Raw genomic sequence first — 13,586 nt, forward strand, 5'->3', positions numbered from 1 at the left:
AGCCCGGCCCCTGCCGGGCCTCATGAACGGAGCATCGACGTTATGCTCAGCGTTCACCAGACCGCACGACCCTCACCAGCGACAACGCGCTGGCACTGCGCATAACCCAGCACTGCGCATAGGGCGGCGTCATCAGCCCCGCGCTCATGAACGTGGCACTGCACGGCATGGAACAGGCCGCCGGGGTCCGGTACTGGGAGGGCAGCACCCTGCGTGCCGCTCCCGGCACGCCGGTCCTGGTGAGATACGCCGACGACCTGGCGGCCCTGTGCGCGTCCCGCGCGCAGGCCGAGCAGGTCAGGGCACGGCTCGCCGAGTGGCTGGAACCCAGGGGCCTCGCCTTCAACGAGGCCAAGACCAGGATCGTCCACCTCAGCCAGGGGTTCGACTTCCTCGGGTTCAGCATCCGCCGCTATCCCAACGGCAAGCTGCTGACCAAGCCGAGCAAGGAGGCAATGCGGCGGATCCGGGAGCGGCTATCCGCGGAGGCAGTAACCCTGCGCGGGGCCACCGCGGACGCGCTCATCGCGCGGCTCAACCCGATCATCACCGGGTGGGCCGCCTACTACCGGATCGGGGTGTCCAAGCACGCCTTCGGCGCGCTGGACGCCCACCTGTGGAGGCTGGCCTGGAAGTGGGCCAGGTACTCCCACCCGAACAAGCCAAGGCGCTGGATCATCGCCCGGTACTTCGGCATGTTCAACCCGGCCAGGCAGGACAAGTGGGTGCTCGGCAGCCGGGAGACCGGCTTCTACCTGCGCAAGTTCGCCTGGACGAAAATCGTCCGGCACCGGATGGTCGCCGGGCGGGCGTCTCCCGACGATCCCGCCCTCACCGGGTACTGGCAGCAGCGGCGACGTCGCGACCGCCTCCCGGTGGACCCGGCGACCTGGCACCTGCTGCGCCGCCAGCGCGGCCGGTGCCCGCTCTGCCGGGGACTGCTGCTGCACGCCGACCGCCAGCCGCAAAGCCCGGAGGAATGGCAGCAGTGGCACACCGCCACGCGCAAGGCGATCCGCAAGCACGCGATCGCCAGCGTGACGGACCTCGGCACGCCGGACGAACGCGCCGCATACCACCTCATACACGCCTACTGCCGCAACCGCATCGGGAACGGCACCAGCCCGGCACTTCTGCCCGGCCCGCAGCCATCAGGGCTTGCCTGAGCCGAGCTGCCCGGAAAACGGGCACGGCCGGTTCTGAGGGGACCCCGGCGCGGCAACGCGCCGGGGTTACCCGACGAGGTCTACTTCTCCGTCATCCAGCGCAAGCTCCTCACCCCCGACGACTTCGAGGGCCCCGACGAGCTCGCCGACCAGATCCTCGCCTTCGAGAAGCACTACAACGCCGCCGCAAGGCCGTTCGGCTGGCGATTCACCCGCACCGACCTCAACCAGCTCCTGGCACGCGTCAGGCTCCACGACCGGCACGCACCCCACCCGCTCGCCGCATAACCCCCGACGAATTAACGGGCGCGACCACTAAGTTAGCCGTAGAACTTTTTGGTCTGTTCTCGGCGGCTCACGGGGTAGGTCCGCGTTTCTACGGGAGGCGTACATCTATATTCACGTATCAGGGGGCCAGATAGATGCTCTTGTGGCAGACCGGCGAAACAGATTGGGAGCCAGCCTGATGCCCGCAGCTAGCGTGACCCGCCTTCGTCTCGTCGCTCGCGCTGGCGCGCCGGGAACAGTTTCGAACACATCGAAGAGACAAACCCCGACGAGAAAGCCGTCATATCGGTCTTGGCCGTCGTGGCCGGCGCCAGCGGAGGAGTGCAGGTGAGCAAATTTGTCGCGTCAGATGAGCACACGTCGGCTGTCAAGCGCCTCATCCCCGGCGGCGCGCATACCTACGCTAAGGGCGACGACCAGTATCCGGCCGGCATGGCGCCGGTGATCGACCGCGGAGCCGGATGCCGGGTCTGGGACATTGACGGCAACGAGTTCGTGGAGTTCGGCAGCGGGCTGCGCTCCACGACTCTCGGCCACGGATTCGAGCCGGTTGTCCGCGCCGCGCAGCGCCAGATGGCTGAGGGAGTCAATTTCGTTCGGCCGCACAGGCTCGAACGCGAAGCGGCTGAGCGCCTGATCGACCTGATTCCCAGTGCCGAGATGGTCAAGTTCGGCGTCAATGGCTCCGATGCCACTACCGCCGCAATTCGCCTTGCGCGGGCGTACACCGGCAGGGACATGGTTGCCGTCTGTCGGCAGCATCCGTTCTTCGCCACCGACGACTGGTTCATCGTCACCACGCCCATGCCCGCGGGAATCCCGGCGGCAGTCCGATCTCTTACCGTGCAGTTCTCGTACAACGACCCGACGACCCTGGAGAGCCTGTTCGACACCTATCCCGGTCAGATCGCCGCGGTGGTGCTCGAACCCGAAACCGTCGAGCCGCCTGTCCCGGGCTTTTTCGCCAGGCTGCGTCAGCTTTGTGACCGGAACGGGGCTCTGCTCATCCTGGATGAGATCATCACCGGATTCCGGTGGCATGAGCGGGGAGCGCAGTTCATCTACGCGATAGAGCCGGACCTGTGCACTTTCGGCAAGGGGATGGCCAACGGATTTCCGCTATCGGCCCTGGCCGGCCGGCGGGATGTGATGCGCCTGGGCGGATACGTCGATGACGTCGATCGCGTGTTCCTGATGTCACAGACCGCTGGCGCACAGCCATGGGCCCTGGCCGCCTTGCTGGCTGTCATCGACACCTACCAGCGTGACCACATCGCCGAGCAGCTGCACGCCATCGGCGCGGACCTTCGCGGCAGCGTTGAGGCGGTGGTCGCCGAGGCCGGGTTGAGCTCGTACTTCCAGCTGCTCGGGCGCGACTGCAACCTTGTCTATGTAGCCCGTGACGGCGACGGTCAACCCAGCCAGGAGTTCCGTACCCTCGTGCTGCAGGAGTTCCTGGAGCATGGGATCCTGGCACCGTCGTTCGTGGTCAGCGCCGCCCATAACCCGAAGGCGATCCAGCACGCCGTTGATGCCGTGGCCGAGCTGATGCCGACCTACCGGCGAGCGCTTGAAGACGGCGTTTCGACGGTGCTTCGCGGCCGACCGGTCAGGCCAGCCATCAGGCCACGGGGATAGTGCCACAGCGATGCTTACCACCCTTGGCCAGCAAATTTACCTCAGGTCTGGACCGGTCGTAAAATCTATTGCCGACCCACTGGCCGGACTTATGCCGCCGTCAATTCGATTTGGCGGCAGCTCCTATGACCGCTGGTCGCGAATAGCAGCCATGCACCCGAGCCATGAGCAAGAAGCGGCTGCAAAACGTGCCGAACTGCTGATGGAAGTTCTTTGCTCGGCCCTCCTCGGCTCCGACTTCTACAAGCCATATCGACACTTGGCCCCTCGAATTACGCAGCAATCGACTTACGAAACACTCAAGGGGCTTCCGATCATCTCGCGGGATGAACTTTCACAGCATCCGGAGCGCATGATTGCGACGAAATTGGCGGATGTAGATCTTGCGTCAACGAGCGGTTCGTCAGGCAAGCCGGTTCGTTTTTACCTGCCCAAGAGCCGAAGATCGGCAGAATGGGCCTTCATGGTCACGGCCTGGAATCAAGCTTGTGGATACGCGCTAGGCGATTGGCGAGCATTGATGCGAGGGCTTGAGTTCAAAGACTCGAAACCGTGGTGTGTCAGTAATGCTTTCTCGGAGCTCAGACTCTCTCCTTTCCACATGAACCCAGAGAATCTTTTGCTCTTTCAGAGCCTGATCGCCGCACGATCAATCCGCTACCTGCATGGCTATCCAAGCGCGATCGACACGTTGGCGCGGAGCGTCATCGCAGCTCGTGATCCGCATAAGCTTTCCGCCTTGATCAAAGCCGTCTTGCTCATTTCGCAACCAGTGACGCAGGATCAGCGACATGCTATTGCAGAAGCGTTTCCGTCAGCTCGGATCGTTGTTCAGTATGGGCTCACCGAGCGAACTGCATTCGCGCTAGAGCGAATGGACGAGCCAGGCGTCTATGACGTGAATCCTATGTACTCAACTGTCGAAATCCTCGATGACAATGACAGGCCTGTCGCAGTTGGACAACGGGGAAGGATCATCGGCACGAGCCACATCAACAATGCTGCACCGATTATTCGATATGACTCCGGCGATACGGCCACAGTGATCTCCATTGACGGCGAATGGCCATCGTGTCACTATGTTCTGGCCGATATTCAGCCCAGGCGGGAAGATTCATCCGTCGTCGGTCGTGATGGGCGTCGGGCGCATGTTGTTGCGCTGAATTTGCACAGCACTGAGTTTTCCAAAGTCGCTGAATATCAGTTCGTCCAGATGGCACCGGGCGTAGTTAAGTTGCTGCTCGTACCAGTTGAACGTTCGGCAGCCGCCGTCATGCCGACTGTGGCTAAGCAGTTCGCTTCAAAGCTAGGTAATGCATTTCAGCTCAGCTTTGAAGTTCGCGATGAAGTGATCCTACCGAAGAGCGGCAAACGTCGACTCGTTATTGACAAAGACGAGCCTGGACGCAGGGATATGCCCGGTAATACTTGACAACAACCTGGTGGGCCGGAAGGCAGGAGTTCGCCCTGGGCCCGGTGTTCTATGCGGGTGACATCGCCGACGGGCCGCTGGGTGACCGGATCTTCGCCGAGCATCCCGACATCTACGCGGTGGTCCTGGGCTGGCGGGCTCAGCATGACCTCACCGAGGGCATTCGGCATTCGCTGCAGTGGGCAGCGCTCCGCGACGAGATCCCGTCCGGCCGGGCCGAAAGCTTTGCGGAGCGCTGATACCGACGGCGCCGGCGCGACGCAATGACAACCCGCAGGTGGCACCTGGAAAGCGAGGGGGCGCCGTGGCGGCCGCTTGGACACTTCGTCCGGGCGCGCCGCGTCAAGAGGAAATCACGAAATAACCAGCTTCGAGCAGGTGAATGCCTCGGCGTAGTGCGCTCGGCACTCCATGCCGCGCAACCGCGCCAGCGCGAGGAACGTCTCCTCGCCCCACCAGTCCCGGTCCCGCTGCGAGGGATAGCACTTGCCGAGCAGTTCGACCTTCTGCCGCGCGATCTTGTCGGTCAGCGGGAAGTACGTGTTCGGGCGGCCCATGTCGCCGTCCCACTTAGGGATCTCGTACGCGAGGCAGAGCTGGTCCCGGAACGCCGTCGGCACTAGTTCGCCTACCGTTCGGTGGTCTTGGTGCGCGTCACCCGGAAACGGCGCGAGTATGACGTCCGGTCTAAAGGACGCCGCGATGCCCTCAAGGAGCTCTTTGACCTGTCCGTAGACTGCAGGCAGCCGACCGTCCGGCAGGTCATACAATTCCACCTCAAGGTCGGCACCCGGCATAAATGCACTTGCCGCCGCCCGCGCTTCTTGCTGGCGCTCGGGCGTCCCGGTGAAAAGTACGTATCTGACGCACAGGCCAGGCTTCCGCTCGGCCAGGCTGAGCAACGTCCCCCCCGCCGCGATCTCGATGTCGTCGGGGTGCGCGCCAAGAGCAAGCACGGATAGTGGCCCGGCACCCGACGGGCTGAGCGGTAGCGTGATCACGCCCGGACCACGGCGCTGTCGCGTAGGGCGAGAACCTCGGCCGAAGTAGCCGCGGCACTCTGCCCAGAGCGCTCGGGATCCCAGACCATCCAGGGACAATTCCCCCGATGGAACATCTCTTCCAACTGGGCGCGCTCCTTGACGGTGTCAGCCGGCGACCAGTACCCCTTATGCGGGTAGGCGAGGACGCGTCCCTGCGGGACCAGCCGCACGATCACGTCTTCTACGAGATCTTCGCCTTCGTTGAGGTAGTCGAAGATCTCGGACCGGATCACGAAGAACCCGCCGTTCTCCCACTGGCGCAAATCCCGTACCGGGGTCACCTGTGTGATGAGTCCGTCTTCGCCCACGTCCACGACGTGATGCGACGACGTCGGCGGCACCGCCAGCAGGCTGATCAAGGCGTTAGACGACGCGAAGCGTGAGACCATATCGGGGAGCGGTGCGTTGGTGAAGACGTCCGCGTAGTTCGCGAGGAACATCTCCTCGTCCGCCACGAAGCGGCGGACCCGGCGGAGCCGTTCACCGATCGCGGAGTGCAGGCCAGTGTCGACGAAGGTGATCCGCCAGTCCGAGATATCGGTCTTGAAAAGCTCGATCTGCCGGCCGGCGCCCTCGAGCACGAAGTCGTTGGACCGAGTCTCGTCGTAGCTGAGGAAGAAATCCTTGACGGCCGAGGCCCCGTAGCCGAGGCAGAGCACGAACTCGGTGTGCCCGTAGTGCGCGTAGTAGCGCATGACGTGCCACAGCAGCGGCCGGTCGCCGATCATCGCCATCGGCTTAGGCGCGTTCGTCACCCCGTCCCGCATCCTCATGCCGAGCCCCCCGCAGAAAAGCACCACCTTCATGTGTTCCCCCTCCTTCATAAGCCCTACAAGAAGATCTCCGGCGCACCCCGGAAATACGGCCCGCTGTCAATCAGATGACTTCCAGTGCCGGGATCGGGAAGACAAGGCGGCCGCCCCAGGACCGGACGTAGGACAGCTGCCCGGTGATCTCCTCACGGAGGTTCCATGGCAGAACGAGGATGTAGTCGGGCTTCGTCTCCGCGAGCCGGTCCGGCGCGTGGATGGGGATGTGCGTACCCGGCAGGAACTTGCCCTGCTTCACCGGCGACCGGTCCACGGTGTACTGGAGCAGGTCGCCCCTAATCCCGCAGTGGTTCAGCAGCGTGTTGCCTTTGCCTGGCGCGCCGTAGCCGGCCACTGTCTTGCCCTCGGCCACCGCGCGGAACAAGAAGGAAAGCAGTTCGCTCTTGATGCGCAGCACGTCGCCGGCGAAACCGTCGTGCCCGGTGACCGTGTGCAGGCCGGCGGCTTCCTCCTCGGCGAGCACGGCCCTCACCCGCGCTGAGGGCTCGCAGGCTGTCTGGGCGGGCCGGGCATGGACCCGGAGCGAGCCGCCGTGCGTGGTCAGCTCCTCGACATCCACCACGCGCAGGCCACCTGTCTCCAGCGCGCGGCTTGACGTCAGCAGCGACAGGTACGAGAAATGCTCATGGTAGATCGTGTCGTACTGACGCCGCTCGATCAGCCGGAGCAGGTGCGGGAACTCCAGGGTCACCAGCCCCGAATCCTTTACCAGGGCGCGCAGTCCCGCGGCGAACCCGCGGATGTCGGGCACGTGCGCGAAGACGTTGTTGGCGGCGACCAGGTCGGCCCTGCCGTAGTCGGCGGCGATGGCGGCGCCAGTGTCCGGTGCGAGAAACTTCACCACCGTCCGGATGCCCTTGGCGATGGCGGCCTCGGCGACGTTGCCGGCCGGCTCAACGCCGAGCACCGGGATGCCAGCGGCGACGAAATGCTGGAGAAGGTAACCGTCGTTGCTCGCGACCTCGGTGACAAGGCTGTCGGACGTCAGGTCAAGCACGGCGGTCATCCCGTCCGCGTACCGCTTGGCGTGGGCAACCCACGAGTCGGAGTAGGACGAGAAGTACGCATAGTCCGAGAAGATGTGCTCGCCGGACACATAGGCGGGGAGCTGAACGAGCAGGCACTGCTGACAGAGCAGCACGTTCAGCGGGTAGAACACTTCAGGCGCGTAGACGCTCTCCGCCGGCACGTAACTCTCGCACAGCGGAGACATCCCAAGATCGACGAAGGAGCGCGTTAGTTCCGCGCCGCACAGGCGGCACGAGTGTCCAGCTGACATGTCACCCCAATGCATCCGGCTGATGGCTGACACCCGCCAGCCGGACATCCGGCTGGCGATCGGTATTTACACGATCCGGAATGAATCTCGTTGATACGGGTGGCGGCATGCGCTCCGCCGCATCATTGAGATCCAGGATGTGTTGCCGTGAATACCTACAAGTGCCGGGCCTGCCGCCGGGACGCGGGACACGTGGTACTCGATCTTGGCAGCCAGCCCGCCTGTGATTACTTCCCTCTGCTGGGCGATCCGGGGCCCGACCCGGTGTACCCACTTCGGATGTGGCTCTGCTCGGACTGCGGGCTGGCGCAACTGCTCGAAGACCCGACCGTGCCCGAAGAGCCTAGAGGCACCGAGCCCGCCGCACTGGTGGCGCAGGCGGTCGATGCCGTGGCCCGTGTAGCGGCGGCAGGCCTGCTTCCGGCCGGGGCCAGGGTGGCTGAGTATGGCAGTCCGCATGGCGGTTCCTGGCTTGACCTGCTGGCCGAGCGCGGCCTGCGGCCGGCGGACGGCACGGCGCAAGCCGATGTCATCCTCGATTGCTTTGGCATGATGCATGCTCCCGACCAAAGCGACGCGCTCGCCGAGCGGGCCGGGCGATTGGCCCCTAGCGGAGTCATACTGCTGGAGTATCACTCTCTCCACACGATCATCCGGCTGGGGCAATGGAACGCGCTGCGGCACGGTCATTACGCGTACTACTCCACGACCGCGCTCTGCGCGATGCTGGCCGCCGCCGGCCTCACGGCTCGCATGGCGTGGCGGTTCGATCTCTACGGCGGCACCGTCCTGCTCGCCGCCAGCCACAGCGGTGCTGGCCCCGTAATCCCCGATGCGACGCTCATAGCCCTGCTGGCGGCGGAGGCGCGCACTCGGGTATGTGATCCCGAAGTCTTGCGCGGGCTGTCGCGAGACGTCCAGACAAGAGCCATGGCGCTGCACAGCTGGCTTGCCGAGAGTGCGCGCGCAGGACGGACCGTGCTGGGCTACGGCGCTGCCTCGCGGGCCGTCGCACTGCTCAAGAGGGCGGAGGTTAACCGCGATCTCCTCCCTGCGGTGGCCGACGCCTCCCCAGCCAAGCTGGGGAGGCGCATTCCTGGCACCACGATTCCCGTGGTCAGCCCGGCGGAACTTATCGCGCGCCGCCCAGATGAGGTGGCACTTTTCGTCTCGGACCTGATGGCCGAAGTTCGCGTCACCTACCCGGAAATCGAGGCTCGCGGCGGGCGCTGGGTAGACGCCGACGCACTGGGCCGGGCCCCCGCAGAGTTCTAGTCAGCTGGTCGCCTCTAGCAGCATGCGCAACCGTGCGAGACAGCGACCTCGAGTGGGACCGATGCTGCCAACGGGGAGTCCCAGCTCGTCGGATATCTCGGCGTACGACGCCGGCGGGTCCGACATGAGCATTTCCATGAGTCGCTGCCAGCGCCGCGGCAGGTGCGTCATGGCCTCGCGAACCACCTGCGCGCGCTCCGCTGCCAGCAGCGCCTCGTCGACTTCCGGCTCATGCGTGGCAGGACCGTCGAACGATTCCTCCTCATCCGCGAGCACCAGTCTCTTGCGGATGGAGAGAGATCGCAGGCATTCGTTCCGCGCCGTCGACGCGAGCCAGGAGCCAATTCTGTCCGCATGCTCGATACGGTCGATGTGCTCAATCAGCCGCATCCAGGTCGTCTGGAAGACATCCGCGGCATCGTTTTCCGCGAGCTTGAAGTCCCTGGTGATCGACCAGATGAGCCGGCCGTACTTGGCGATGAGGCCCTCCCAGGCCGCGGGATCCCCGTCGGCCGCCCGGCGGACCAGCCTGGTGGCGTCGAGTTCGACCACCGCGGCGTCGATCGTGTTGAGGACTTCGACGACAGCGCCGTCGAGGTCCTGCTCCAGCATTACCGCGCTAGTAGGCACCGGCCCCCCTGAAGATCACCGAGAACGTCTTCCACAGAATTTGAAGATCGAGAGCGAACGACCAGTTCTCGACGTAGCGCAGGTCGAGGCGCACCGTTTCGTCCCAGGACAGCTCGGACCGGCCGTTGACCTGCCACATGCCAGTCAGGCCCGGCTTGACGACCAGCCGGCGGCGCACATGAGCGGCGTACCTCGCCGCCTCCTCCGGCAGCGCGGGGCGGGGGCCGACCAGCGACATCTCACCGCGGAGCACGTTGATGAGCTGCGGCAGCTCATCAAGCGACCATTTGCGCAGCCGCGCACCGATGCCAGTGACGCGCGGGTCCCGGCGAATCTTGAAGAGCACGCCGTCTGACTCGTTCTTCTCCCTCATCGCGGCCAGGCGCGCCTCTGCGTCCACCACCATCGTGCGGAACTTGTAGATCTTGAATGGTCGCCCGCCCTTGCCGACACGAGTCTGGGTGAAGAGCGCGGGACCGCCATCGGAGATCCGGATCACCACCGCAATCACTAGCATTAGCGGCGAAAGCACCAGGAGACCGAGCGCCGCGGCACACCGGTCGAAGAGATCCTTGACCGCCTGTCTAGGCCCGCTCAGCTGCGGGTGATCCACGTGCAGCAGGGTCAGTCCGGCGGTTGCCCTGATCGTGGTTCGCGGGCCAGCGACGTCCAGCAGCGCCGGGGCAACGCACAGGTCGGTGCCTGTCTTCTCCAGTTCCCAGGCGAGCGTCCTGAGCTTCATGCCGTCCATCTCCGGGCAGGAGAGCACCGCCACCGTGCCGGCCCTGATGTTCCGCACCACGCTGGCGGCGTCGTCGATGTCTCCGACCACCGGCACGCCGGCCAGTTCGCTGTCGTTGAACTCGCCTGCCAGGCAAGCCGCTACCACGAGGAGGCCGTGATGCGACTCCCGGCGCAGCTCGCTGATCAGCTGCCGCACGGCGGGTTCGTGTCCCACCGCCACGACTGTGGACATGCACTCGCCGTGCGCCCGTCGCCGGTGCAGCCGCTTGCGCAGCACGTATCTGACCAGCAGGTCAAGCCCGACGACGGCTGGCATGCTGACGACCAGATAGACGCGGGACAGTTCGTTGTTCACCGCGTAGGAGATCAGGGCGAGAGCTGCGGTCAGGCTCAGCCCAGCGTTGAGGATCCTGCGGAACTCATCTGAGCCTCCACCGATGAACCGCCGCTCGTATCCGCCGAAGACGCGGACCGCGATCAGCCACAGCAGCGGCAGCGCCAGGCTGAGCATCACGTACCTGTTGTTTGGATGCGCGCCAAAGCGCACTTCAGTGGCGGCGAGCGCCGCCACCATCGCCGCGGAGAAGTCCGCGATGGCTACTTGACGAACATAGGTTCGCAGCCAAGCGCCCGGCCGATTCGCCAGCCACTCGGAATGGTCGCCAACAGAGACAATCGAAGAATAATCGGACACACCCCATCCCCACCTCTCGATGTGTCACGGCGGAAGCACCGCCATGACAATCGCGCTCCCCCATAGGCACTTATGCGTGCCCTTCCTTCTGCCCTTTACGAGACGCCTGGACAAACCCGCCGGTTTACCCCGTCGGCTGCCAGATGTTTAGATGCCCCACATCATTTGAATTGTGAAAATAACGAGCGTAAATGCCCACTGGGAAATCTGGGGTTGACGCGACTGTACGCCCGTGCCGACGACCGCGGGCACGCGACACAACCCGGCCAGACCGGTCCGGTAGGCTCCGTGGACAAGGCGGCAGCAAGGCGCCGGACGGTCGCCGGCGCACGCGCCGCATATGGTGACGGGCAGTTAGCGCAAGCGTCGTCAGTTAGCGACACCCAGGCATAGACCCGATGACGCGTTTTATCCTGCCCGGACCGCATATTTGCGCAGGCGTCACTATTAGGCACACGCAGCATCACCCCTCGCATGTTTCGGCGACACATCTAGCTACCGAAACATCGCTCCCGCTCTCTTTGACGCGATCTACCGCGCCATCCGGTTCTCTCCGCAGCCATCAGTGGTTAAACCGGCTTGCCTACGAGGGGCATCTTCTCAAATCTGCTTCGTGCTGACAATTGCCGGGGTCAGTTGAGATGCTAGGTAGAGGACCTAACAAGATTAATAGCACAGGAATAAATGTTCTATTAGTTTTCGCGATCACGGAAGCAGGCTTCGTGCACGGATTGCTGAGCCTGGAAAAAATTGATCTTAGCGTTCTCCGCACGCCCACGAGACTTTCCCGGAATTTACCGTTTCGCCGGGCCGGCCGCGCTTTCCCGCGCGCGCACCGCATCCGCAAAGCTCCGGGCCGCGGACCGTAGCTCCAGCTCCGGGTCTAGGCCTGCCTCAGCCGCCTCGGCGACAACCCTCATGAGCGCGTCGCCGATGCCCTTGCCGGCCAGGCTGGGATCCCCGCCGTCTCCGGCAGGGCTGTTCTCACCGGGATTCCCGCCATAGGCGGCAGGGAAGACAATTCCGGCTCGTTTCGCTCGCCGCTGCAACTGCGCGGCCAGCGAGAGCGCGGGCTGCCCGAACGGAACGCCGTCGAGTACTGACGGACTATCTGTGCCACCGTCCGAGCCCCCGGCCCGTGCGGCCTCGGCCTTGGCGGCCCGCTCCGCCATCTTGATCTCTTCCCAGTTGGCGTTCACGTCGGCCGCCGATGACACCGACACGGAACCGAACACGTGCGGGTGCCGCCTGACCAGCTTCGCCGCGAGTGTGTCGGCGACGTCATCGATGGTGAACCCGCCCTCGGCGGCGGGCCGCTCGGCGGCGATCCTCGCGTGGAAGAACGCCTGAAACATGACGTCGCCGATCTCCTCGCGCAGCCCCGCGAGGTCGCCGGACTCGATCGTCTCCGCGGCCTCATAGGCCTCTTCAAGCAGGTACTTCAGCAACGACGAATGGGTCTGCTCCCGGTCCCACGGGCAGGACACCCGCAGCCGGTCCATGATCGCGACCAGGTCGAGCAGGTGCGCGCCCGGCAGGTCACGCGACCCGTTCAGCACCTGATACGGGACGGAAAGAGCACCAAGCAGCGCCGGGTCCGCCTCCTCATCGGGCGGCGCGACCCATAGCACGTCGCCATCGGCGGACGACGCGGCGGACGACAGGAAACCGGCGAGCGGAACAGCGCCGGCCGGTGCGTCGACAACCGAGGGGACCACGTCCGCCGCGGTCAGCGCGGGCAGTTGCGGATGCCCGCCAGAACCGGCAAGCACCCTGGACGCCGCACGCAGCGCGGACCACGCCTGCCAGGTGAGCAGCCCGGGCGCCACCCGCGAGCTGGTCAGCAGGACGGTCAGCACGCCGGGGCGAGCCCCGTGGTGGACGCGGGCGTCGGCTTGCCGGCCGGCTGCGACAGCGTGTTCGGCGTCGCGACGACCGTGTAGTGCGTGTAGTCCAGCCGTCCGAACTGCGGGCTGACCTTGATGTTGAGCGACTTGGCCGCCTGGCACTGCGACTTGGTGATCGCGGTGGTGAAGGCGTTCTGCTCCGCGGTGGTCGACGGCGTCTTGCCGTTGTTCAGCTTGAGCGCGTAGGCGGTCTGCTGCGCCTCCCACTGGCCGACCTCGGGGAACAGCTGCGGCGGTATGCCGTTGGCAATGAGCAGTTCGGTCGTGCTGGCGAACCCGTAATGCTGCGCCACGCTCTTGAGCGAGCTGAGCCCCGCCTCAGCCTCGGACTGAGACACCGTGATGCCGTTCGTCGCGGCCACCTGGTCCATGACGGCGAACCTGATCAGCCAGGACAGCACCGCGGTCGGCATCTGCGCGGTGGTGATCGGCAGCTGGCTGTAGGGCTTGGCGGCCGCCTGGAGGTTGGAGACCTGCGTGTCAAGCGAGGACACGGTGATCCGCTGGTCGCCGACGATCGCAGCGGCCCCTGCCTGTACCGGACCGCAGGCGGCGAGTACCGCGCACGCGCCAAGGCCCGCGGCGCCGAGCGCGGCCACCCGGCGGCCCTTCTTAGCAAACAGAGCCACAGACGATCCCTTCAACCGTGTCAATCAACGA

13 protein-coding genes are annotated in these 13,586 nt (G+C 65.0%); 5 read left to right on the forward strand and 8 right to left on the reverse strand.

Annotated features, from left to right (window positions below; all coding sequences use genetic code 11):
• Positions 1 to 131 precede the first annotated feature (131 nt).
• On the forward strand, positions 132 to 1,166 hold the full coding sequence (locus tag EAS64_RS28570; RefSeq protein ID WP_281283347.1) for a group II intron maturase-specific domain-containing protein: 1,035 nt from the start codon (positions 132 to 134) through the stop codon (positions 1,164 to 1,166).
• A gap of 66 nt (positions 1,167 to 1,232) precedes the next feature.
• On the opposite strand, the gene EAS64_RS43880 is transcribed toward EAS64_RS28570, so the two are convergent.
• Positions 1,233 to 1,430: a hypothetical protein gene (locus EAS64_RS43880; RefSeq protein ID WP_187366246.1), complete on the reverse strand. Its 198-nt coding sequence runs from the start codon at positions 1,428 to 1,430 to the stop codon at positions 1,233 to 1,235.
• A gap of 324 nt (positions 1,431 to 1,754) precedes the next feature.
• Here EAS64_RS43880 and EAS64_RS28580 point away from each other — a divergent pair, with 324 nt between their 5' ends.
• Genes EAS64_RS28580 through EAS64_RS43885 form a run of 3 tightly spaced genes read left to right on the forward strand, consistent with a single transcriptional unit; the run spans position 1,755 to position 4,763 of the window.
• Entirely contained in the window at positions 1,755 to 3,092 is a 1,338-nt protein-coding gene (locus tag EAS64_RS28580; protein ID WP_246115941.1) for a glutamate-1-semialdehyde 2,1-aminomutase, read from the forward strand.
• A 10-nt stretch (positions 3,093 to 3,102) separates the two neighbouring features.
• Positions 3,103 to 4,524 carry an AMP-binding protein gene (locus EAS64_RS28585; protein ID WP_145858109.1) on the forward strand — a complete coding sequence of 474 codons (1,422 nt, stop codon included), beginning with the start codon at positions 3,103 to 3,105 and terminating at the stop codon, positions 4,522 to 4,524.
• A complete protein-coding gene (locus EAS64_RS43885) occupies positions 4,521 to 4,763 on the forward strand; it encodes a hypothetical protein (RefSeq protein ID WP_187366332.1) in 243 nt (80 codons plus the stop codon). Before EAS64_RS28585 ends, EAS64_RS43885 begins: the two co-directional genes overlap by 4 nt.
• Positions 4,764 to 4,877: 114 nt before the next feature.
• Here EAS64_RS43885 and EAS64_RS28590 read toward each other — a convergent pair whose 3' ends face one another.
• From EAS64_RS28590 to EAS64_RS28600, 3 genes are all read right to left on the reverse strand, one after another.
• The gene (locus tag EAS64_RS28590) at positions 4,878 to 5,525 is read right to left on the reverse strand and encodes a PIG-L deacetylase family protein (protein WP_246115902.1); all 648 of its coding nucleotides are present in this window, start codon (positions 5,523 to 5,525) and stop codon (positions 4,878 to 4,880) included.
• Complete coding sequence (locus tag EAS64_RS28595) at positions 5,522 to 6,373, reverse strand: glycosyltransferase family protein (RefSeq protein ID WP_145858110.1); 852 nt, start codon at positions 6,371 to 6,373, stop codon at positions 5,522 to 5,524. Before EAS64_RS28595 ends, EAS64_RS28590 begins: the two co-directional genes overlap by 4 nt.
• Positions 6,374 to 6,443: 70 nt before the next feature.
• On the reverse strand, positions 6,444 to 7,691 hold the full coding sequence (locus EAS64_RS28600; protein ID WP_342782089.1) for a methyltransferase domain-containing protein: 1,248 nt from the start codon (positions 7,689 to 7,691) through the stop codon (positions 6,444 to 6,446).
• 132 nt (positions 7,692 to 7,823) lie between these two features.
• Between EAS64_RS28600 and EAS64_RS28605 the strand changes: the two genes are divergently transcribed.
• The gene (locus EAS64_RS28605) at positions 7,824 to 8,951 is read left to right on the forward strand and encodes a class I SAM-dependent methyltransferase (RefSeq protein ID WP_145858113.1); all 1,128 of its coding nucleotides are present in this window, start codon (positions 7,824 to 7,826) and stop codon (positions 8,949 to 8,951) included.
• Here EAS64_RS28605 and EAS64_RS28610 read toward each other — a convergent pair whose 3' ends face one another.
• From EAS64_RS28610 to EAS64_RS28625, 4 genes are all read right to left on the reverse strand, one after another.
• A complete protein-coding gene (locus EAS64_RS28610; RefSeq protein WP_145858114.1) occupies positions 8,952 to 9,563 on the reverse strand; it encodes an RNA polymerase sigma factor in 612 nt (203 codons plus the stop codon).
• A 7-nt stretch (positions 9,564 to 9,570) separates the two neighbouring features.
• Entirely contained in the window at positions 9,571 to 11,019 is a 1,449-nt protein-coding gene (locus EAS64_RS28615) for a sugar transferase (RefSeq protein ID WP_246115903.1), read from the reverse strand.
• A gap of 794 nt (positions 11,020 to 11,813) precedes the next feature.
• Entirely contained in the window at positions 11,814 to 12,878 is a 1,065-nt protein-coding gene (locus EAS64_RS28620; RefSeq protein WP_145858116.1) for a nucleoside triphosphate pyrophosphohydrolase, read from the reverse strand.
• On the reverse strand, positions 12,872 to 13,555 hold the full coding sequence (locus tag EAS64_RS28625) for a SurA N-terminal domain-containing protein (protein ID WP_187366247.1): 684 nt from the start codon (positions 13,553 to 13,555) through the stop codon (positions 12,872 to 12,874). Before EAS64_RS28625 ends, EAS64_RS28620 begins: the two co-directional genes overlap by 7 nt.
• Between the last annotated feature and the right edge of the window lie 31 nt (positions 13,556 to 13,586).

It is taken from the genome of Trebonia kvetii (assembly GCF_007827045.1).
Taxonomy (GTDB): domain Bacteria; phylum Actinomycetota; class Actinomycetes; order Streptosporangiales; family Streptosporangiaceae; genus Trebonia; species Trebonia kvetii.